The organism is Streptomyces mayonensis (assembly GCF_018982965.1).
In the GTDB taxonomy this organism is placed as follows: domain Bacteria; phylum Actinomycetota; class Actinomycetes; order Streptomycetales; family Streptomycetaceae; genus Streptomyces; species Streptomyces mayonensis.
On sequence record NZ_JACBYP010000064.1, the window covers coordinates 25,453 to 45,701 of the forward strand.

The following is a 20,249-nucleotide window of genomic DNA, read 5'->3' on the forward strand; positions in this document are numbered from 1 at the left end:
GCCCGCCCTGCGCACGCCCGCCCTACGTCCGCCCGTCCTGCGCACGCTCGCCGTGCGTACGCTGCCCTGCGCAGGCCCTACGCACGCCCTGTGCCCGCCCTGGCCCCCCGGGAGCCCCGCCGCAGGACCCGTTCAGCCGACCAGCGCCGTCGCCTCGACCTCGACGAGCACGTCCGGCTCGAACAGGTAGTCCACGCCGATCAGGGACGCCGGCGGCATGGGGAGCGGGAGCCCGATCTCCCCGGCGACGGCCTCCACGCCGGCCATGAAGGCGTCGATCTTCTCCGGACGCCACCCGGTCACGTAGAACGTCAGCCGCAGCACGTCCGCGAACGACGCACCCGCGCCCGTCAGCCCGACCGCGGTGTTGCGCAGCGCCTGGGAGACCTGCCCGGCCAGATCGCCGGGCGCGACCGGCGTCCCGTCGGCCCGGCGCGCGATCTGCCCGCTGACATGGACGTGCGTCGCGCCGGTCCCGACGGCCACGTGGTGGTACGGAGTCGGTTGCAGCATGCCTCGCGGAGTGAAGTGCCGAACGGCCATGGACGCTCTCCTGTTGTTCGGTCCGATCCAGGTATCCGTAAGCTACTTGGTGGAAGAAGGACACTTCAACGAAACCAGGTTCCCCCATGGACACCGTTCGCATCTCCCCTCCGCACCGCGAACTGCTCGACCAGGTGCTCGACAAGTGGTCGCTCAGCGTCCTCAGCGAACTGTGCGAACGCCCGTGCCGCTTCAACGAGCTGCGCAGGGCCGTACCGCAGGTGACCCAGAAGTCGCTGACCGCGACCCTGCGGCGCCTGGAGCGCAACGGCGTGATCGAACGCGAGGTCGTGTCCACCCGTCCCGTGGCGGTCAGCTACCGCATCACGCCCCTCGGCAAGACCCTGCGACCTCCCGTCGACGCGCTGCTCGCCTGGGCCGCGGAACACATGCCCGCCGTCACCCGCGCCCGCGAGGCCTTCGACGGCCCGGAGGTGGTACCCGGCCCGGACGGCGGCGGCACCCCGCAGGCCGGAGCGGGAGCAGGAGAGCCGGGAGAGCAAGGAGCGACGCACAAGTGAGCACCGCAGACACCCCAGACACCCCAGACACCGCAGGCACCGCAGGCACCGCAGGCACTGTGAGCACCGGGAGCACACGGCAGGGCACGGCCCTGGTGACGGGAGCCTCCTCCGGCATCGGCGCGGCGTACGCACGGCGGCTCGCCGCACGGGGGTGGGACACCGTCCTGGTGGCCAGGAGGGCACAGCGGCTCGACGACCTCGCCCGACAACTGCGGGAGGACGGTACGGGCATCCGCGTGGAGACCCTGGTGGCCGACCTCTCGGACCCCGCGGACCTGGAGCGGGTGGCGCAACGGGCCGCCGGCGACGACATCGGTTTCCTCCTCAACAACGCGGGGATCAACGGCTACGGCCCGTTCACCGACCTCGACCCGGCCCTGCTGCGGAAGGTGCTGGACATCAACGTCCTCGCCGTCACCGTCCTGGCCCGGGCGGCGGTCGCGGCCATGCGGGAGCGCGGACACGGCACCCTCGTCAACGTGGCCTCGCAACTGGCCTTCGCCGGCTCCCTGCCGCCGGGACCGCTGCCCGAGCGCGCGGTGTACGGCGGTACGAAGGGCTACGTGGTCACCTTCACCCGCACCCTCGCCGCCGAACTGGCCGGCACACCCCTGCACGTCCAGGTGCTCTGCCCCGGCCTGACCGCGACCGAGTTCCACCGCTCGCGCGGCGAGGAGCCGGTCGGGGGCCGCGAACAGCGGGTGCACGAAGAGGGCGGCATGCCGGTGGACCAGGTCGTCGACGCTTCACTGGCAGCGCTGGACGCCGACGACGTGGTGTGCGTACCGGGGCTTCGGGACACCGCCCCGATCGAACGCCTGACAGACGCAGAACGAGCCGTCCGCGAGGCGTCCCGCCCGCCAACGCCCAAGCGGGACACGGCCCGGTGACCACCACGACCCACCGGCCGCCACGGCGCCCCGCCGCGCCCCCTCCCCCCGCTCCCCTCAGCCGGACGACCGGTCGCAGGTGACGTCCGCGGTCGGCAGGCGGCCGGTGGCCAGGTAGGTGTTGACCGTCGCGTCGGCACAGGAGTTGCCGAAGACGCCGTATACGGCGTGCTGGTCCGCGCCGCGGAGGGTGACCAGGCGGGACGAGGGCCACATGCGGCGCAGCGACTGCGCGCTCCGGTAGGTGGTCCGCGGGTCGCCGGTCGCGTTGACGAGCAGGGCCGGGAAGTCGTCGCGCACCGTGGTCGGGCGTTCGCGCGGCGGGTCCCAGAAGGCGCACGGAGTGATGTTGTTGGCCACGGGACCGAAGAACGGGTCGCTCGCGCGGGACCGTTGGACATCGCGCCAGTACACCTCGGGGGAGCGCGGCGCGGCCACGTCCCCGCACAGGACCGCCGTCTGCACACTGCCGTACGCGGAGTCGGATCCGCTCAGCAGGAAGTCGAGCGTCTCGCCCAGCCAGGGCGAGGGCGTGACCGTGCGGCCGTCGGCGGCGCGGCGCATGTCCCGTACGGCGCGGGCGAGATCGGCGTAGGCGGCGTCGTTGTCCTGCGAGAGGCCGTTGAGGACGAGGACGGGCACCAGCTGGTCGTCCACCCGGTGTCCGCCGATCGGCAGCGGCGTGTGTCCGGCCGCCGCCTGGACGCGCTCCACGGTCGCGAGCACCCGGCCCGGGGTACGGCCCAGACCGTAGGCGGCGTCGCGGGCTGCCGCCCACGCGGCCCAGCCCTTGAGGGCGTGCCGGTTGGCCGGTTCCGTGCCGCGCAGCAGGCGGGGGCTGTAGCGGTCGGGCGCGAGGACGCCGTCGAGCACGACCCGGTCGGTGCGGCCGGGGAACATCGTGGCGTACACCTGGCCCAGGTAGGTGCCGTAGGAGTACCCGAGGTAGGAGATCCTGCGCTCGCCGAGCGCGGCGCGGACGACGTCCATGTCGCGGGCGGTGTTCCGGGTCGTGACGTACGGCAGGACCTCGCCCTGCGACGTCCGGCAGCGATCGGCGAGGTCCTCGGCCACGGCCACCGAACGGTCGAAGCCCGCGCGGTCCTTCCCCGCCCCGTGTATGAAGGAGCCGGTGGGCCAGTGGCAGTCCAGCGGTGTGCTCCGGCCGACAAAACGGGGGTCGACGCCCACCACGTCGTACCGCTCCCCGACCTGCCGCATCGCCGCGCGCACCCACGGCGGGTCGCCGAGCGACTGCCCGCCGGGGCCGCCGCCGTTGAGCAGCAGCGCGCCCACGCGGTGTGCGGTGTCCGTGGCCCGGATCCGCGAGATCGCGACGGTGATGGTGCGGCCGTCCGGTTCGTCGTAGTTCAACGGGACGGTGACGTCGGCGCACTGGGCGCCCGCCTGTTGGAGTTCCTTGCCGGTCTCGTCCTCGGGCCCGAGCAGGCAGCTCCTCCAGTCGAGGTGCTGCCGGTGGTAGCGGGCGAGCGGGTCCGCGGTCGCGGGCCCGGCCGGGGCAGTGCGGGCGGTCGTGGGCACGGTCCCGGTCGCTGCCGCGGGCGACGCGGTGACGGCGAACGCCCCGGCCAGGCACAGGGCGACGCCGGCCGCGGTGCGTGAGCGGAGCCGGTGCGGGAAACGGGTGGTCATGCGGGCGTCCTTCCGGAAGACCTGCCCTCGCAGAGGGACTTGTCGACGACGTCGAGGAAGTCGAGTTCGGCCTCGAGCGAGTCGGGCACTTGGTTCAGGGCGACGGCGGCGCTCCGGCCGCCGGGGCCGACGGCGACGAGGGCACGGTGACCGCCGGGCACCGTACCGGCGTGCCCCCACCACACTCCGCCGCAGGACAGCGGCGTCGAGATCAGGCCCAGTCCGTAGCGGGCGCCCGGCCACACCCGGTCGGGGTCGGCCTCCACCGTGCGCCGCATCTCGGCCAGTTGGGCCGCGGGCAGCAGCCGTCCGTCGAACAGGGCGGTGGCGAACCGCGTCAGGTCGCCCGGCGACGAGACCAGGGCGCCGCCGGCACCGGCGAAGGTCATGTTCCAGTCGGTGCCGTCGACGCGCCGGCCGTCGCCGTCGACGAAGTAGCTGCGGGAGTGGGGGCCGTGGACGCGGGTGTCGTCACCGGGCCAGTAGGTGTCGTGCAGTCCCAGGGGCTTGATGAAACGGCGGTCGATCTCCGCCTCGGGGGTACGGCCGGTCACCTCGCGGACGAGCAGGCCGAGGACGAGGTAGTTGGTGGTGGCGTAGTGCCAGGTGCCCTCCGGGCGCGGGAGTTCAAGAGCGCGCCGCACGAGGTCGCGCGGTTCGAAGTGCCGGTACCGCAGTTGCTCGGGGCGTTCCCACTCGGGACTCTCGAGGTAGTCGGGCAGTCCGCTGGTGTGCCGCAGGAGTTGGCGCACGGTGATCCGGCTCCCGTCGTGACCGTGCCCCCGGATCAGTCTGGGCAGCCGGCGGTCGACGGACTCGTCCAGCGAGAGCCGCTGCTCGGCGACGAGTTGGAGGACGAGCGCCGCGGTGAAGGTCTTGGTCACACTGCCGACGCGCAGCCGGTCACCGGTGTCCATCGGCCGTCCGGTACGCAGGTCCGCCGTCCCGGCGGCCTCGGACCAGCGTCCGCAACGCCCGTCCTCGGCAGGGTCGGTCACCAGAACCGCGGCTCCGGTGATGCCGTCGTGCTCGGTGAGGAGGCGCAGCGCCCGGCGGGTCTCGTCCTGCCCGCCGCAGCCGCTGTCGCTGGACTCGCCCGGCGCCCGCGCACTCGCCGCCGGGCCGGTGGCCAGCACGGTCGCCGTCACGAGGGCAAGGAGCCCGAAACGCCTGCCGTTCCGCGAAACGGACAAGTGCGAAGCAGACAAGCGCGAAGCAGATAAGAAGGTTGGCATACCGCGTCACGGTAGCCACGGGATACCCCGCGGTCGCTCCGGCAGGCAGGTGCTCGAAACCGGAGGCCGCCCCGACCGGCGAACCGGGAGCGATCCCCCTGGACAACCGGAACCTCCCACTGATAGCCGACACGGCCTGACCGCCAGTACGCCAGTACGCCGGAACACGGCAGTCGGCAGTGGAGGTCGGGGTCGGCGTCCGAGGCCGGGAGGCGGGGAGCGCTTGGCCGGGCGGTTCAGGCGGTGGGCTCGGCGAGGAAGCGGTCGAGGGCGGTGAAGACTGCCTCGGGTTCCTCGCGGAGGGGCAGGTGTCCCGCGCCGGGGACGAGCGTGAAACGCCCAGAGGGAAACGCGGCCGCGTAGGCGCGGCCGAAGTCGGGGGTGACGACCGTGTCGTCGGCGCCCCAGATCACGAGAACGGGACAGGTGACCGTGGACAGGCGTGCCAGTAGTCCCGGGTCGTGCAGGTCCGGGCCGGTGTAGGCGCGCAGGGCGGTGGGCGTCCGGGCGGGCGGACCGCCGGGTGCCGCCGGCGTGCGGGTGCCGGGCGGCGGCCCACTGGGCAGGTTGACTCGATGGCCTGGGATCTCGGGCCCGATGGCGTCCATGAGGACGAGCCGGGAGATGCGGCCGGCGCGGTCGTCCACGGCCATCCGGGCGGCGATCCAGCCGCCGAAGGAGGTGCCGACCACGGTCACGCCGTCCAACTCCCGCCGGTCGAGCAGGGCGTGGTACGTGGCGGCGAGGGCGGCCACGGAGTCGAGCGCGGCGGGTCTCACGGTGCCGTCCCAGCCCGGATGGGTGGGTGCCAGGACCCGGTGCCCGGCGGCGAGGTGGTCGACGAGGGGGGTGAGGCCGGCGGGACCGGGCGCGCCGTGCAGGACGAGTACCGGGCCGCCCTCTCCGGCCTCCCGTACGGTCAGATCGAGGCCGGACCGTACGGTGACGACTCGTGGGACGGGCGCGGTCATGTTTTCTCCCGGATCGCGTGGACGCTGCCGGTGGTGCGGTCGGCGGTGTGGCCGGTGGTGTGGTCGGTGGTGCGGTCAGCGGTGTGGCCGATGGCGCTGTCGGCGGTGGTCACCCGGCGGCCGGTCCGGCGGTGAAGAACTCGATCATCTGCTCCAGTCCCCGGTCGCCGAACATCGTCTCCAGGCTGGCGGCGGACTCGGCCGCGGACGCCTCGCTGCGCGGGAAGAGGGCCTGTTCGTAGGAGGCGAGCGCGGCCTCGGTGTCGCCGGGGCGGGCGGCGATCGCCTCGGCGAGTTCCGCACCGTCGAGCATGGCCAGGTTGGCGCCCTCGCCGGCGAAGGGGGACATGAGGTGGGCGGCGTCACCGAGGAGCGTCACACCCGCGGTCCGTTCCCAGCGGTGTCCGACGGGCAGGGCGTGGATACGGCGCGGGGTGACCGTGTCCGCGTCGGCGACCAGGCCGCGCAGATCCTCGTGCCAGCCTTCGAATTGGGTGAGGACGGCGGCCTTGGCGGCGGCGAGGTCGGTGAAGTCGACGGTGTCCAGCCAGCCCTCGTCGGCCTTCAGAGCGGCGTAGACGTGGAGGCTGCCGTCGGTCTCGCGGTGCGCGAGGAAACCGCGCCGACCGCCCAGGCTGATGAAGAAACCGCCCCCGACGAGGGCGGCGCTGCGCGGGTGGCGGGCGTCGGCGTCGTGCAGGTCGGTCTCGGCGAAGGAGACGCCGGTGTAGGCGGGCGTGGCGTCGGAGAGCAGGGGCCGCACCCGGGACCAGGCCCCGTCGGCGCCGATCAGGAGGTCGGTGGTGAGAGTGGAGCCGTCGGCGAACGTCACCTCGTGGCGGCCGTCGCCCAGCGCCCGGGCGGCGGTGACCTTCCTGCCCCAGCGGACCGTGCCGTCGGGCAGCGAGTTCAGGAGCAGGTCGCGCAGGTCGCCGCGGTCCACCTCCGGACGGGCGCCGGTTCCGTCGTCCTTCTCGCGGACGTGAACGGTGGCGTCCGGGCCGACCAGGCGCATCTCCTGGCCGCCCCCGTGGACGATCTCGAGGAAGTCCTCGTGGAGTCCGGCGGCGTGCAGCGCCTTCTGGCCGCTCTCCTCGTGGATGTCGAGCATGCCGCCCTGGGTACGGGCCGTGGCGGACGCCTCCAGTTCGAAGACGGCGGCCTGGACGCCGTGGACGTGCAGGACGCGGGCGGCGGTGAGGCCGCCGAGGCCCCCACCGATGATCGCGACGGGGTGATGGGTGCTCATGGGGTCCTCCGACTGATCGACCGAGCGCGCACGAACCCGCAGCTCGGGAAGGGGTCCGGAGCCCGCACCGCCCGCCCCGCCGCGGGGCGACGGAACGGTCGGGCGTGCGGCGGTCCGGCCGTTACGCCTCCACGATAACGAACATGTTCGTCACGTACAAGTTCGCAAGAAGGTGTGTCGCGACGCGACCGCCGCCGGCCCGTTCGCGGGCGGCCAGTCGGCCGGCGGGGCTTCAGTCGTTCGCGCCGGGGGCCTTCAGCCGTTCGTGCCGGGGACGGGGGTGTGCGTGATGCCGTTGACCAGAACGTCGAAACTCCAGCCCATGCGGTCCTCGGGCGAGCCGCTGACCAGGGCGGGCATGTGCGCCCTGATGGCCGGACGGGTCTCGTCCACGGAGCGCAGGGCCCGGGTGGTGGCGTTCCAGTCGTCCTCGGCCATGGGGTCCTGTTCCTGCGCCGACTGCTCGGCGGCGGTGGCCGTGGCGTCCTGGAGCAGCTTGTCCACGCCCCAGGCGACCTGCTCCCGGGAGGCGCCGCTGCGGGACAGCAGGTCCAGGACGCGCTCCACCAGGCGCAGGTAGTTCTCGCCGCTGGGACGCGCCACCAGGGCGGACCGGGCGAGCTGCGGGTGCGCGAACAGCACGGAGGTGTAGGAGGCCAGTACGGCGCGGAGCTGCTCGCGCCAGTCGCCCCCCGCGCCCGAGCCGGTCAGGTCGACCTCGCCCAGCAGGGCGTCGAGCACGGCCGCGTGCAGTTCCGCAGTGTTGGCCACGTAGACGTACAGCGAGGCCGGACCGGTGTCCAGCTCCTTGGCCAGCCGGCGCATGGTGACCTTCGCCAGTCCCTCGGCGCGCATGACCCGCACGGCGGTGTCCACGATCCAGCGCCGGGACAGAGCAGGCTTCGCGGGCCGCTCCCGGCGGCTGATCGGCTCTTTCCTCGCAGTCATGGACCGATCGTAACGAACGCGTTCGCTCCCTGTTGCGTGCCCGAGAGCGGGCGGACGTTCGAGCGCGCGTACGGTCCGTGGACCGGTACGGCCATCCTTGCCCTGTGGAGCGCCGAGGCCCTCACCACCGGATACGTCACGTTGCGCCACCGGGACACCAGGTGAGCGAGCGCCGTCCCACCCGCCCGGAGTTCCTGCAGAGCGGTGGGGAGAGCCGAACTCGCGCTCCGGTGGCCGGACCGAGGAAGCTCAGCGGGCGGGGCGGGGCAGGACAGCAAGGGCTGTCCGGGCGATACCGGTCAGCGTTTCCTCGCTCGCTCCGGCCTTGCCCAGCGCTTCGATGCCGCGCAGTACGGCGAGCACCAGCGCGGCCAGCTTTCCCGGGTCCGCGTCCGCGGCGATGTCGCCATTGCGCTGGCAGGCTGCGATGTCGCCCTCCAGCAGCGCCTGCAGTGCCTCGATGGCCGCGCGCGCCCGCCTGGCCACCGTCTCGTCGTGTTCGGCCAGCTCGGCGGCGCCCTTGGCCAACAGGCATCCGCGGTGGGCGGTGTCTGCGGCAGTCGCGGCCGCCACCGCGTACACGTGGGCGGACAGCCGCGCGTAGGCGTCCGCGTCGTTGCCGCGCAGCTGCCGGCTCACGGCATCGACGACGGAGCCGCAGTAGTCGTCGAACACGCGGTGGAACAGTTCCTGTTTGCCGCCGAACGCGCCGTACAGGCTGCCTTTGCCGAGCCCCGTCGCCTCGGCGATGTCCTCCATGCGCGTGGCGGCGTACCCACCCGACCAGAACCGCTCCCGGGCAGTTTCCAGTACCTGCTGCTCGTCGAACTTCCTGGGTCGTGCCATGAGACCAGCCTACCCATTCTTGACTGGTTCGTCCATAACGGCTAGCGTTATGGACGAACCAGTCAAGAACTAAGGAGTAGGTGCGCCATGACGGGAGTACTCGCAGGCAAGGTGGCGGTGGTCACCGGAGCCAACAGCGGCATCGGGCTCGCCATCGCCAAGCGGTTCGCCGCGGAGGGGGCACGGGTGTTCCTGGCCGGTCGCCGTCAGGAGCCGCTCGACGCGGCCGTCGCCGAGATCGGGCCGGCGGCCACCGGCGTGAGGACGGACGTTTCGGTACAGGCGGACCTCGATCACCTCTACTCGGTCGTGCGCGAGGAGGCGGGCCGCATCGACGTGCTTGTCGCCAACGCCGGCAGCGCCGTCCCCCAGCGTCTCGGTGAGATCACGGAGGAAGCCATCGACGCGACCTTCGGTACGAACGTGAAGGGCACGGTCTTCACCGTGCAGAAGGCGCTGCCCCTGCTGTCGGACGGCGCCTCGATCGTGGTCACGGGATCGACCAGCACCCTCCGCCCCGGACCGGGCCTGGAAGTCTACGGAGCGTCGAAGGCAGCGGTGCGCAACCTGGTGCGCAGCTGGGCGCTCGGCGCGCAGGAACGCAAGTTCCGGGTGAACGTGCTGAGCCCCGGCCCGACCGAGACCCCGGGCCTGGTCGGTGCCGTGGGCCCGGACCACCACCAGCTCGCCTCGGATGTGCCGCTCGGCAGGATCGGCCGCCCGGACGAGATCGCCGCCGTGGCGACGTTCCTGGCCTCGGACGCCTCCAGTTTCGTCAACGGCGCCGACTGGTTCGCCGACGGAGGGCAGGCGCAGGTCTGACCGCGGCGCCTCCCGGTTCGGTGGGCACACCGGGCACCCCGGTTCACCGGACGGCCTCGCGGGCACGGGGGCCTGACTGCTTGCCCACGTCGCGCGCTGACCAGGCGGGTCCGAGCGGTCGAGGGCCCCAACAAGGCGGTCTGCCGACGCCGGGGCCGCGCCCGCTGCGGCCCGGACCGCATGACGTCAATCGCCGAAGCCGTAGTCACCCTGGAGTGGCACCGCTGAAGAAGCTCACTCAGACGCGCGGTCCGAGAAACAGGCCACCGCTCGCGTCGATGACCTGCCCGGTGATCCAGCGTGCCGCGTCTGTGGCGAGGAACGCGACCACGTCGGCGACGTCGTCGGGCCCGCCCAGCCGGTCGAGCGACGTCGTGCCGGGCGATGAGCTCCGCCAGGCCCGGTGCTTCGAAGGACGCCCCGTTGGTCGCGGTCCGGGTGGCGCCGGGAGCAACCGCGTTCACCGTGATCCCCCGTACGTCCAGTTCGTTGGCCAGCGTCTTGCTCATGGTCTCGACCGCTCCCTTGGTCATGGCGAAGGAGGTCTGGGAGGGGTTGGCCATCCGGGTCGCCACGGAGGAGATCGTGGTGAAGCGGCCGCCGTCGGGGAGCAGGCCCAGCGCGCGTTGGACGATGAAGCAGGGCGCTCGCACGTTCACCGCGAAGAGGCGGTCGAACTCCTTGCGCGTCGTGCTCCCGATCGGCCCGGCGGGCGCGGTTGCCGCGTTGTTGACGAGGACGTCGAGCGGCCGCCCGGCCAGTGCGGCCTCGACTCCCGTGAAGAGGGTGTCGACGTCGTCGTCCACGCCCAGTTCCGCCCGGACGGTGATCGCGGTTCCACCGGCACGCCCGATCTCTTCGGCGTCGCTGCCGCAGCGTCTTCGTCCGCGCCGAAGTGCACGACGACCGCGGCTCCCTTCGCCGCCAACCGGACCGCGATCGCTCGTCCTGTGCCGCGCGACGCGCCGGTCACCAGGGCCGTCCTGCCAGTCCGGGTCGGCCGCGAGGCGTTACGGCGCCTGCTCGCCTGACACGGCGTCACCTTCCAGTGCACCAAGACCTGGAAGGAGTCGCCCGACCCCGAGCGTGACGCCAAGCTGGACCGTATCGAGGAGGTGCTGGAACGCTTCCCGGACCGCGTGTTCGCGTTCGACGAGTTCGGGCCGCTCGGCATCCGCCCACCGCCGGAGCCGGCTGGGCTCCCGCCGGTCGCCCCGAGCGCCATCCCGCGACCTACCGCCGCACACACAGGGTGCGGTACTTCCACGGCTGCTACTCCGTCGGCGACGACCGGCTGTGGGGTGTCAACCGCCGCAAGAGGGGTGCGGTGAACACCCTGGCCGCACGGAGGTCGATCCGGGCCGCGTGCCCGGACCGCGCCCCGATCTACGTCATCCTGGACAATCTCTCTCGCCGCCGTGGCCTGAACGACCCGGCGAACCCCATGCGCTCACGGCACTACCCAGCCGACCTGACCAAGGTCTCGAAGCCTGAGCTGTCGCAATAAGACACTGCACGACCCTCGGCCCCGACGTCGCCGCCGACCGCGTTGACGGTGTCATCGACGATGTCGGTACCACCGAGTTCCAGGCTTGCCCGGTCAAGCCCTTTCGAGGCCTCGATGACCGTATGCCCTGCCGATTCGGTGTTGTCGAACTCGGGCGACTGGACACTCTGTCCGTCACCGGCATCGGCGTCCGGCTCGCCGGTTGTCGTGGCGTGCGCGGTGTCCCGCCAGGTCCCCAGCTTGGTGCAGCAATCCCGTTGTCGCTCCTTGGCCTGCGCTGGATCGTCCGACGAACAGATCCGGCTGGAGATCGTCCAGCTCGCCCTCGACCTCCTCGCCGTCACGACCCGACCAGCCGCACACCCCGGAACTTGCAACCGCCCTGAACCGCCCGGACGTCGCCGATTCAACCTGAGTAGTCAAACCGGACGACGGCCGATCACGCCGAAATTCTGAACCAGAGGGTCGGCTGGTGCGTTGAGTGATGACGATGTCCGCTATTTGCCATGGAGGGCTTCATGCCTAAACCGACAGATGAGCAACGAGCCGCTTCCGTCCGTGCCTTCTACGGCCTCGACGGAAGCGTACCCATCGTGCCCCGGGGACATCTGCCGAGTGGATATGTGCCGCAGGGTGCCAGTGAGTTCGAAAAGGAAATGCGGTATCGGCTGCACGACCTCACCCGCAGTGACTACAGGGCGGGACCGTTGGAGGCGGCGGCATTGCAGGAGGCAGGTCTGACACTGACCCAAGACCAAAATGGCAGAATTCACATTGACAAACACGCGGCGGGTGGAAGGTGTAATCAGAGGACTGAAATAGGTCGGGTTGCTGAGGTGTCTCAGGGAATGGCCGGCATGTCGATCACTGCTTCCGAACCTCCCTCGTCGTATCCTGGGAGTTCGTCTGCCTGGGGTACTTCCGCTGTGCAGGGGACGGCTGGTGGAGTCGGTGGTTATTCTGGCGAGGGCTATCCGGCGAACCCGGTGCCAACGGGGTCATATCTTTCCAGTAGCTACGGGTATTCGCATGCGGGGTCCTCGTCACAGGCCGGGCCGTCGTCGTATGCCGGACCGTCGTCATATCGGCCTGCCGAACAGCTGAGCAAGCGGGGCCGGAGGTAGTGACGCTGCCGGGGATCTTGGTTGAGCGCCCCATCGGCGACAAGCACGCGGAGTACGGAAGTCCGAAGCGTCTCCTGTACGAGGGTGCGCTGCGCGTCTACGACGAGGTCGTCCGTGCAGCCTGCCGGGACCAGGGAACCATTCCGTTGCGTGCCGACGCCATCGGGGAGGTCACGGACCAGATCCACCGGTGGCTTCACGAGGACGACATCGTGATCGCCGACGTCAGCGGCGCGAACGCCAACGTCATGTACGAGCTGGGCTTCCGTATCGGCCGAGGGAAGCCGGTGATCCTCATTGGCGGGAGTGGTGACCTGCCGTTCGACATGGCCCGGTTGCGGACCATCCGCTTCCGGAGGACCGAGTCGAGCCTTCACGAAGCCCGCGACCAGTTGAGCCGCGTCTACCAGTAGGGAATCACCTGCGGGCCCAGGAGCGTGCCCTACGCCAACGCGGCTGTCTCCGCCCCCCCCCCCGCCGGCCGACGACGGAGACGACGGCGGCGACGGGCCAGGCATCGTCGACCGGCTGGCGCAGGCCGAGACCCAGACGGACTCCGTCCTCACGGACATGGAAGCCATGGGTGAGGCGCCGATGCGGATCGGCGTGGTGGCGCGGGAATGCACTCCGGAAATGAACGCGGCCAATCTGCGGCGGGCGCCCGGCTCGAGCTCGTCAAGAAGTTCTCCACGGCTGCGCCGAGCCGGCTGCCGCGTTCAGGACCAGCAGTGAGGCGTTCGCCGGACGCATGGCCGACATGAGGCAGGAGTCCACGCGGCACTCGACCTCATCGAGAGACGATCTCCGGCCGAACGCGATGAGGAAACCGAGACGTTCCTGTTCCTCGCCACTGGCGAATCATCGGCACCAGACCACGAAACCGAAGTCCCGCCGATGCTTTACCACCTGACCGCTTCGTGACCCACTGACCTACGCACCTGCGGTGAGGGCTGCCTCATCGCGGAAGTCGAGGTCCAGGGGCCGATGGTGAGGCGCGGCCTCACAGGCTTTCCGCGCGACGAGTGATCACCGGGAACACCAAGAAGGCCCACGTTTCTGAACTGGGCCTTCTCCATGGAGCGGGTGACGAGAATCGAACTCGCGCTCTCAGCTTGGGAAGCTGATGTTCTACCATTAAACTACACCCGCGTGAGACGCCGACCACGGTCGGTGTCCGGACGCTCGTTCACTCTACCCCATCGCTGGCCCCCGGTGTTCGCGCCGTGGGGCCGCGGTCGTTTCGGGGGTGGGATGCGGCTGCCGTGGGGGCGAGTTGGGGCGTACGGTGGGGCGCTCGAAAAGGGTGTGCGTGAGGGTGTGCGTGACGGCGGAGTGCCGCCTGGAAGGTCGTCTCTTTCATCCCGTACTGTGGCTTTTGTCGTCAGGGTAGTCAGCCAGACGCGGCTCTTGGGGAAGGGACTTGAAGGACTTGATGGAGCGCACCGTCGTCCGCTGTGCCGATGGGCACGTGTTCACCGCCAGCTCGTTCCCGATGCAGCAGGCCGAGCGACTCGGCCCCGGTCGGCTCGTCCGATGTCCGCGGTGTGCGCGGCTGCGGAGTGCCGTGCCGGTGGGTTCGGACAAGCGGTAGCAGTACGGTCCTGGCGCGCGGCGCGGCGGCGGTTGTCGCTGCTCCGCGCGCCTTGCGTATCCTCGGTGCGTGCTTCTCTCAGACAAGGACATCCGTGCCGAGATCGACAACGGGCGGGTGCGCATCGATCCGCTCGACGACTCCATGGTGCAGCCGTCGAGCATCGACGTACGCCTCGACCGCTACTTCCGGGTGTTCGAGAATCACCGGTACCCGCACATCGACCCCTCCGTCGAGCAGGTGGATCTGACCCGGCTCGTGGAGCCGGAGGGGGACGAGCCGTTCATCCTGCACCCCGGTGAGTTCGTGCTGGCCAGTACGTACGAGGTCATCACGCTCCCCGACGACCTGGCCTCGCGGCTGGAGGGGAAGAGTTCGCTCGGCCGGCTCGGGCTCGTCACGCACTCCACGGCCGGGTTCATCGACCCGGGTTTCTCGGGGCACGTGACGCTGGAGCTGAGCAATCTCGCGACCCTGCCCATCAAGCTGTGGCCGGGCATGAAGATCGGGCAGCTGTGCATGTTCCGGCTCACCTCGCCCGCCGAGCATCCGTACGGCAGCGAGCGCTACGGGTCCCGTTACCAGGGGCAGCGGGGGCCGACCGCCTCCCGGTCCTTCCTCAACTTCCATCGGACCCAGGTATGAAGCCAGTGACGAGCAGGGCGCGCGCATGAGTGATGTCCGGGAGAACCTGACCTACGAGCAGTTCGGTGTCGCCGTGCGCGAGCTGGCGCAGGCCGTCGCCGACGACGGGTACGAGCCCGACATCGTGCTCTCCATCGCCCGCGGGGGCGTCTTCGTCGCGGGCGGGCTGGCCTACGCGCTCGGCTGCAAGAACATCCACCTCGTGAACGTGGAGTTCTACACCGGTGTCGGGACCACGCTGGACATGCCCGTCATGCTTGCGCCCGTCCCCAACGTCATCGACTTCTCCGACAAGAAGGTCCTCATCACCGACGACGTCGCCGACACCGGCAAGACCCTCAAGCTGGTGCGCGACTTCTGCCTCGACACCGTCGCCGAGGTGCGCAGCGCGGTGATCTACGAGAAGTCCCACTCGCTCGTCCAGTGCGAGTACGTGTGGAGGCGGACCGACGACTGGATCAATTTTCCGTGGTCCGTCCTGCCGCCCGTCGTGCGGCGGCAGGGGCAGGTGCTCGACGCCTGACGGGTGGGGAGAGGATCGGAAAGAGGACACAAGGGGAAGGGCCCGGGCGTATCGCGCGCCTGGGCCCTTTGTCGTGTGCGGGCCGAGCTAGAACGTGCCGAGCTTCACGATCGACAGCAGGGCGATCAGCTGGATCGCACAGGCGCCGAGCGCCTTCGGCCAGGGGAGGTCGTGGGAGCGGCTGACCATCAGGGTCAGCAGGGCGCCCGCAGCGACCCAGGTGGCCCAGCCGAGGATCTGGACGAAGGGTGCGTCGCCGCCGGCGAACATCGCGACGAGCAGGCGCGGGGCGTCCGTGATGGACATGATCAGCATGGAGAGGCCGACCGTCGGCTGCCAGGCGCCGTCGCCGCCGAGCTGGCGGGCCAGCGTGTGGGTGACCACGCCCAGGACGAAGGCGCTCAGCACCAGCGCGACCGCCGTGGTCAGGACGATCGGGATCGCGTTGGAGAGGGTCGCGTTGATGGCCTCCTCGCGGGCGCCGTCGAAGCCGAAGACCGCGAGCAGGCCGTAGAGGAAGGTCACGATGAGCGCCGGGACCCACATCGCGTAGTCCCGCATCTGGAGGAAGGTCTGGTTGGGCGCGAGGACGACGCCCTTCAGGAGGTCCTTCCAGTGCAGGCGGGGGCCGATCGGGCCGGGGGCCGGGGCGGAGCCGGCGCGGTAGGTGTCGCCCTGGTTGTAGGGATCGTCGACCGTGAACGCCTGGGTGTGGCCCGGGTTGTTGGCCGCGTACGGGTCGTACGGGGCCTGCTGCGGGGCGTGGCCGCCGTGCGGGCCGGGGTGGTGGCCGCCGTCGCCGAAGTACTCCGGCTCGCCGTGCCCGCCGCCGTGCGCCTGCGGCCAGGGGGAACCGCCGGGGCCGGGGCCGTGACCGGGGGCGCCACCTCCGTACGGCTGCTGCGGGTACGGGTGACCAGGCGTCGCGGGGCCGCCGTACGACGGTCCCTGGGGTGCCTGCTGTCCGTACGGCGGGCGTTGCGGTCGCGTGTGTGGAGCGCCGTTGTCCCGGCCGCGTCCGATCCTGAATCCAGCCACGCCTTCGAACGTACCTGGTCCCGGAGAGTCACGTGCCGGGCGCGGCCGTTCGGGGCCTTCTTGCGGCCGAGCTGTGACATCCCTTACGGGGGTTTCCCGGTGTCCCTCGGGGTTGGTGGGGGCGGTGCCTCGGGGTTTGGGCGCGCGGCCCTTAGGGGGTGAGGAACTGGGAGGTCGAGAAGGTGAGGGAGGGGGCGGGCGACAGCAGGGTCTTCGGCGTGCCGGGGTGGATCTCGATCGTGTCCTTCGTTTCGTCCCGGTATGTGCGCAGGATCAGGTCCGCGCGTCCGTCGCCGTCGAAGTCGGCCGCCGTGAGGACCCGCGTCGTGCCGGGCGCGGCGGGCTTCACCGTGACCGTGCCCCGGGGGGTGGGGCCGGTCCTGCTGCCCGGGAGTACGCGGACCTCTCCCGAGGCCTCGGTGGTCAGCTCGCTCAGGCCGTCGCCGTCGAAGTCGGCGGCGTGGAGTCGCGGGCCGGGGGCGTCGACGGTGCCGCGGGCCGCGGTGGGGAGGTCGTAGCGGAGTGAGGTGCCGGACGGGCTGCCCACGGCCGCGTCCAGTGCCTTGCCCCGGCCGAAGGCGCCGAGGGCGATGTCGGTGCCGGTGGGGAGGGTGGCCCCGGTGCGGGTCGGGCCGTTCGGGCCGCCGAGGACGACGGACGCCTTGCCGGGGCCCGTGGAGGCGCGGACGACCAGGTCGTCGTACCCGTCGCGGTTCACGTCGGCGGCGGGGCCGGTCGGCGCCTCGCCGGGGGAGGGGAGGGGGTCGGCGGCCGCGCGCGGGGCGCCCTTGCGGGTGAAGGGGCCGCGCAGGTAGCTGAGGTGACCTGCCGAGGCGTGGACGACCAGATCCTGGGCGCCGTCGCCGTCGAAGTCGCCGCAGACCGGGCGCTCGGGCCAGTCGTTGCCCAGGCGTGCCTGGTCGGGGACGACGAGGGGGACGGCGCGGTCGGCGGGGCCCGACGGGGAGCCGAAGAGGAGCTGGAGCGGGACGGGTGGGCGGCCCTGGCCGTCGTAGGGCGGGTCGGTGGTGACCACCAGGTCGGTGAAGCCGTCGCCGTCGAGGTCGCAGGTCGCCGCCGTCTCGAAGACCGCCGGCAACTGGCCGTCCGTCGGCGCCGCGTACTGCTTCGGGGTGAGCAACTGCCTGGTGCCCGGGACCAGTCCGTGCGAGGAGCCGTAGACGATGCCGATGCCCGCGTCGTCGGCGTGGCTCTGGGCCTTGACCAGGTCGTCGAGGAGGAGGTCGCGGTGGCCGTCGCCGTTGAAGTCGTCCGGGGTCCTGCTGCCCTCGCCGCGGGGGACCGGGAGGAGGGCGGGGGCCTGGGCGGCGCGGACGGGGGTGGAGGCGGCGCCCGCGGGTGCCCGGCCGCCGTGGCCGCAGGCGGTGAGGAGCAGCAGGCAGCCGGCGGCGGCCGTGCCGGTCAGGGTGCTTCTTCGAGGGCGTCGCACCGTTCACCTCGTCCGTGTCGAGCCGTCTCACCGGTCCCGCCGGTGACCGAGTGTCTCACCGGTCCCGCCGGTGACCGAGTGTCTCACCGGTCCTGCCGGCGACCGGGTAATGATGCACGTGTTCGACGTACGGCGGCACCCCCGGGTTCGGACGAACCCGGGGGTGCCGTTGGGGAGTCGGGAGAGGGGCGGTGCTACTTCACCGGCTCCGGGGTCGGCTCGGTCTCCGGCTCCGGTTCGCCGGTCGGGTCGGCCGGGGTCTTGACGGAGTCCAGGAGGAGCTGGGCGACGTCGACGACCTGGATGGATTCCTTGGCCTTGCCGTCGTTCTTCTTGCCGTTGACGGAGTCGGTGAGCATGACGAGGCAGAACGGGCAGGCCGTGGAGACGATGTCGGGGTTGACGGAGAGGGCCTCGTCGACGCGTTCGTTGTTGATGCGCTTGCCGATCCGCTCCTCCATCCACATCCGGGCGCCGCCGGCGCCGCAGCAGAAGCCGCGCTCCTTGTGGCGGTGCATCTCCTCGTTGCGGACGCCGGGGACGGCGGCGATGATCTCGCGGGGCGGGGTGTAGATCTTGTTGTGGCGGCCCAGGTAGCACGGGTCGTGGTACGTGATGATGCCCTCGACCGGGGTGACCGGGGTCAGCTTGCCCTCGTCGACGAGGTGCTGGAGCAGCTGGGTGTGGTGGACGACCTCGTAGTCGCCGCCGAGCTGCGGGTACTCGTTGCCGAGGGTGTTGAGGCAGTGCGGGCAGGTGGCGACGATCTTCTTGGCCGACTTGGGCTTCCTGGACGCGTCGGTGACCCTGCCGTCGTCGTCCGTCTCCTCGCCGAAGGCGGCGTTGAGGGTCATGACGTTCTCCATGCCGAGCTCCTGGAACAGGGGCTCGTTGCCCAGGCGGCGGGCGGAGTCGCCGGTGCACTTCTCGTCGCCGCCCATGATGGCGAACTTGACGCCCGCGATGTGGAGCAGCTCGGCGAAGGCCTTGGTGGTCTTCTTGGCGCGGTCCTCCAGGGCGCCGGCGCAGCCGACCCAGTACAGGTACTCGACCTCGGTGAGGTCCTCGATGTCCTTGCCGACGACCGGGACCTCGAAGTCCAGCTCCTTGAGCCACTCCAGGCGCTGCTTCTTCGCCAGGCCCCAGGGGTTGCCCTTCTTCTCCAGGTTCTTGAGCATCGTGCCGGCCTCGGAGGGGAACGCCGACTCGATCATGACCTGGTAGCGGCGCATGTCGACGATGTGGTCGACGTGCTCGATGTCGACGGGGCACTGCTCGACGCAGGCGCCGCAGGTGGTGCAGGACCACAGGACGTCGGGGTCGATGACGCCCCCCGCGGCGAAGCCGCTGTCGGATGCAGCCTCGAGGGTGCCGACCAGCGGGCGTTCGGCCTCCGCCAGTGCCGCCGCGGGCACCTGGGCGAGCTGCTCCCCGGACGCCTTCTCCTCGCCCTCCATGGTCTTGCCGCCGCCGGCCAGCAGGTAGGGGGCCTTGGCGTGCGCGTGGTCGCGCAGGGACATGATCAGGAGCTTGGGGGAGAGCGGCTTGCCGGTGTTCCAGGCGGGGCACTGCGACTGGCAGCGGCCGCACTCGGTGCAGGTGGAGAAGTCGAGCAGGCCCTTCCAGGAGAACTGCTCGACCTGGGAGACGCCGAAGACGTCGTCCTCGCCGGGGTCGGTGAAGTCGATCGGCTCGCCGCCCGAGGTCATCGGCAGCAGCCCGCCGAGCGCGGTGCCGCCCTTCGCGTCGCGCTTGAACCAGATGTTGGGGAAGGCCAGGAAGCGGTGCCAGGCCACGCCCATGTCGGTCTTCAGGGCGACGGTGATCATCCAGATGAAGGACGTGGCGATCTTCAGCGCGGCGAAGAAGTAGGTGAGGTTCTGGAGCGTGGCGAGGTCCGTGCCCTCCAGCGCCGACACCACCGGGTACGAGAGGAAGAAGGAGGCCTCGTAGCCGTCCACGTGGTGCTGGGCGCCCTCCAGCGCGTGCAGCATGAAGATGCAGACGCCGACGATCAGGATGACGGCCTCGACGAAGTACGCCTGGCCGAAGTTGGAGCCGGCGAAGCGGGACTTGCGGCCCGGCCTGCGCGGGTGGGACAGCTGCCGGATGCCGATCAGGACCAGGATGCCGAGCACGGTCATGGTGCCGATGAACTCGACGAAGACGTTGTACGGCGTCCAGTCGCCGATGACGGGCAGCAGCCAGTCGGCCTGGAAGAGCTGGCCGACGGCGTTGACGATCGTCAGCAGCAGGGTGAAGAAGCCCACCGCCACGAACCAGTGCGCGACCCCGACGACGCCCCAGCGGTTCATCCGGGTGTGGCCGAGGAACTCCCTGACCACGGTGACGGTGCGGTCCACGGGGTCGTTGGTCCGCGTTCCGGCCGGCACGGGCTGGCCCAGGCGCATGTACGTGACGATCTGCAGGACGGCGCGGCCGAACAGTGCCACGCCGACCACCATCAGGACCAGCGACACGATGATCGCGGCGAGTTGCATTTGGGGCTCCTCGGGCCTGCGAGGGGTGAGATATTACTAAGCGGTAACTTAATCAGTCTGTCCGAGACTACCCCCATCCTCCGCCGCACTGTAGTCGGACGTGCGGTGATCTGTGTCGCTGAGGCAACCCTGACCGCCCGTCCGGAGTCCGGGGGCGGGCGCTCGTGTGCATCGGCGGGTGGGCAGGGG

16 protein-coding genes, 1 tRNA gene and 3 pseudogenes are annotated in these 20,249 nt (G+C 71.0%); 7 read left to right on the plus strand and 13 right to left on the minus strand.

The annotated features are described in order from the left end of the window. Positions 1–132: 132 nt before the first annotated feature. On the minus strand, positions 133–543 hold the full coding sequence (locus tag HZS56_RS22855; RefSeq protein ID WP_216722646.1) for a RidA family protein: 411 nt from the start codon (positions 541–543) through the stop codon (positions 133–135). Between the two features lie 86 nt (positions 544–629). Between HZS56_RS22855 and HZS56_RS38405 the strand changes: the two genes are divergently transcribed. Continuing rightward, positions 630–1,064, plus strand: a complete 435-nt coding sequence (locus HZS56_RS38405; RefSeq protein ID WP_253914698.1) for a winged helix-turn-helix transcriptional regulator — start codon at positions 630–632, stop codon at positions 1,062–1,064. A gap of 59 nt (positions 1,065–1,123) precedes the next feature. Continuing rightward, positions 1,124–1,957 carry an SDR family NAD(P)-dependent oxidoreductase gene (locus HZS56_RS38410; protein WP_308408136.1) on the plus strand — a complete coding sequence of 278 codons (834 nt, stop codon included), beginning with the start codon at positions 1,124–1,126 and terminating at the stop codon, positions 1,955–1,957. A 57-nt stretch (positions 1,958–2,014) separates the two neighbouring features. On the opposite strand, the gene HZS56_RS22865 is transcribed toward HZS56_RS38410, so the two are convergent. From HZS56_RS22865 to HZS56_RS22890, 6 genes are all read right to left on the minus strand, one after another. Continuing rightward, the gene (locus tag HZS56_RS22865; protein WP_216722648.1) at positions 2,015–3,610 is read right to left on the minus strand and encodes an alpha/beta fold hydrolase; all 1,596 of its coding nucleotides are present in this window, start codon (positions 3,608–3,610) and stop codon (positions 2,015–2,017) included. Further along, positions 3,607–4,845, minus strand: coding sequence for a serine hydrolase domain-containing protein (locus HZS56_RS22870; RefSeq protein WP_216722649.1), 1,239 nt, complete (start codon positions 4,843–4,845; stop codon positions 3,607–3,609). The genes HZS56_RS22865 and HZS56_RS22870 overlap by 4 nt, the downstream gene beginning before the upstream one ends. A gap of 236 nt (positions 4,846–5,081) precedes the next feature. Beyond that, positions 5,082–5,816: an alpha/beta fold hydrolase gene (locus HZS56_RS22875; protein WP_216722650.1), complete on the minus strand. Its 735-nt coding sequence runs from the start codon at positions 5,814–5,816 to the stop codon at positions 5,082–5,084. Positions 5,817–5,925: 109 nt separating this feature from the next. Then, positions 5,926–7,065, minus strand: a complete 1,140-nt coding sequence (locus HZS56_RS22880) for an FAD-dependent oxidoreductase (protein WP_216722651.1) — start codon at positions 7,063–7,065, stop codon at positions 5,926–5,928. Between the two features lie 255 nt (positions 7,066–7,320). After that, a complete protein-coding gene (locus tag HZS56_RS22885; RefSeq protein ID WP_216722652.1) occupies positions 7,321–8,013 on the minus strand; it encodes a TetR/AcrR family transcriptional regulator in 693 nt (230 codons plus the stop codon). Between the two features lie 249 nt (positions 8,014–8,262). Then, complete coding sequence (locus HZS56_RS22890) at positions 8,263–8,859, minus strand: TetR/AcrR family transcriptional regulator (protein ID WP_216722653.1); 597 nt, start codon at positions 8,857–8,859, stop codon at positions 8,263–8,265. A gap of 87 nt (positions 8,860–8,946) precedes the next feature. Here HZS56_RS22890 and HZS56_RS22895 point away from each other — a divergent pair, with 87 nt between their 5' ends. Then, positions 8,947–9,681, plus strand: coding sequence for an SDR family NAD(P)-dependent oxidoreductase (locus tag HZS56_RS22895; RefSeq protein ID WP_216722654.1), 735 nt, complete (start codon positions 8,947–8,949; stop codon positions 9,679–9,681). 238 nt (positions 9,682–9,919) lie between these two features. On the opposite strand, the pseudogene HZS56_RS39110 reads toward HZS56_RS22895, so the two are convergent. After that, a pseudogene (locus HZS56_RS39110) lies at positions 9,920–10,621 on the minus strand (SDR family oxidoreductase). On the opposite strand from HZS56_RS39110, the pseudogene HZS56_RS38415 reads away from it, so the two are divergent. Continuing rightward, positions 10,614–11,104 (plus strand): annotated as a pseudogene (locus tag HZS56_RS38415) (transposase); the annotation flags it as partial. The pseudogenes HZS56_RS39110 and HZS56_RS38415 overlap by 8 nt on opposite strands. A 35-nt stretch (positions 11,105–11,139) precedes the next feature. Here the strand turns inward: HZS56_RS38415 and HZS56_RS22905 are convergent. Then, complete coding sequence (locus HZS56_RS22905; protein ID WP_216722655.1) at positions 11,140–11,532, minus strand: hypothetical protein; 393 nt, start codon at positions 11,530–11,532, stop codon at positions 11,140–11,142. A gap of 797 nt (positions 11,533–12,329) precedes the next feature. On the opposite strand from HZS56_RS22905, the gene HZS56_RS22910 reads away from it, so the two are divergent. Next, positions 12,330–12,725 (plus strand): TIR domain-containing protein, encoded by a 396-nt coding sequence (locus HZS56_RS22910; protein ID WP_216722656.1) that lies wholly within the window; start codon positions 12,330–12,332, stop codon positions 12,723–12,725. A 662-nt stretch (positions 12,726–13,387) separates the two neighbouring features. Here the strand turns inward: HZS56_RS22910 and HZS56_RS22915 are convergent. Then, positions 13,388–13,461: transfer RNA gene (locus HZS56_RS22915), tRNA-Gly, on the minus strand. 511 nt (positions 13,462–13,972) lie between these two features. Between HZS56_RS22915 and dcd the strand changes: the two genes are divergently transcribed. Continuing rightward, positions 13,973–14,548 (plus strand): dCTP deaminase, encoded by a 576-nt coding sequence (gene dcd / locus HZS56_RS22920; RefSeq protein WP_216722657.1) that lies wholly within the window; start codon positions 13,973–13,975, stop codon positions 14,546–14,548. A 25-nt stretch (positions 14,549–14,573) separates the two neighbouring features. Continuing rightward, complete coding sequence (locus tag HZS56_RS22925; protein WP_216722658.1) at positions 14,574–15,071, plus strand: phosphoribosyltransferase; 498 nt, start codon at positions 14,574–14,576, stop codon at positions 15,069–15,071. A gap of 87 nt (positions 15,072–15,158) precedes the next feature. Here HZS56_RS22925 and HZS56_RS22930 read toward each other — a convergent pair. The 3 genes and pseudogenes from HZS56_RS22930 to HZS56_RS22940 all read right to left on the minus strand — a co-directional run bounded on the left by HZS56_RS22930 (position 15,159) and on the right by HZS56_RS22940 (position 20,060). Beyond that, positions 15,159–16,189, minus strand: a pseudogene (locus tag HZS56_RS22930) (Yip1 family protein). A 71-nt stretch (positions 16,190–16,260) separates the two neighbouring features. Continuing rightward, positions 16,261–17,559, minus strand: a complete 1,299-nt coding sequence (locus HZS56_RS22935; protein ID WP_216722660.1) for an FG-GAP repeat domain-containing protein — start codon at positions 17,557–17,559, stop codon at positions 16,261–16,263. A 194-nt stretch (positions 17,560–17,753) separates the two neighbouring features. Further along, the gene (locus HZS56_RS22940; protein ID WP_216722661.1) at positions 17,754–20,060 is read right to left on the minus strand and encodes a (Fe-S)-binding protein; all 2,307 of its coding nucleotides are present in this window, start codon (positions 20,058–20,060) and stop codon (positions 17,754–17,756) included. Between the last annotated feature and the right edge of the window lie 189 nt (positions 20,061–20,249).

Bases quoted from the DNA above. Each gene is read 5' to 3' on its own strand.
- HZS56_RS22855 (WP_216722646.1), bottom strand. From the start codon at position 543: ATGGCCGTTCGGCACTTCACTCCGCGAGGCATGCTGCAACCGACTCCG.
- HZS56_RS38405 (WP_253914698.1), top strand. From the start codon at position 630: ATGGACACCGTTCGCATCTCCCCTCCGCACCGCGAACTGCTCGACCAG.
- HZS56_RS22865 (WP_216722648.1), bottom strand. From the start codon at position 3,610: ATGACCACCCGTTTCCCGCACCGGCTCCGCTCACGCACCGCGGCCGGC.
- HZS56_RS22870 (WP_216722649.1), bottom strand. From the start codon at position 4,845: ATGCCAACCTTCTTATCTGCTTCGCGCTTGTCTGCTTCGCACTTGTCC.
- HZS56_RS22875 (WP_216722650.1), bottom strand. From the start codon at position 5,816: ATGACCGCGCCCGTCCCACGAGTCGTCACCGTACGGTCCGGCCTCGAT.
- HZS56_RS22880 (WP_216722651.1), bottom strand. From the start codon at position 7,065: ATGAGCACCCATCACCCCGTCGCGATCATCGGTGGGGGCCTCGGCGGC.
- HZS56_RS22885 (WP_216722652.1), bottom strand. From the start codon at position 8,013: ATGACTGCGAGGAAAGAGCCGATCAGCCGCCGGGAGCGGCCCGCGAAG.
- HZS56_RS22890 (WP_216722653.1), bottom strand. From the start codon at position 8,859: ATGGCACGACCCAGGAAGTTCGACGAGCAGCAGGTACTGGAAACTGCC.
- HZS56_RS22895 (WP_216722654.1), top strand. From the start codon at position 8,947: ATGACGGGAGTACTCGCAGGCAAGGTGGCGGTGGTCACCGGAGCCAAC.
- HZS56_RS22925 (WP_216722658.1), top strand. From the start codon at position 14,574: ATGAGTGATGTCCGGGAGAACCTGACCTACGAGCAGTTCGGTGTCGCC.
- HZS56_RS22940 (WP_216722661.1), bottom strand. From the start codon at position 20,060: ATGCAACTCGCCGCGATCATCGTGTCGCTGGTCCTGATGGTGGTCGGC.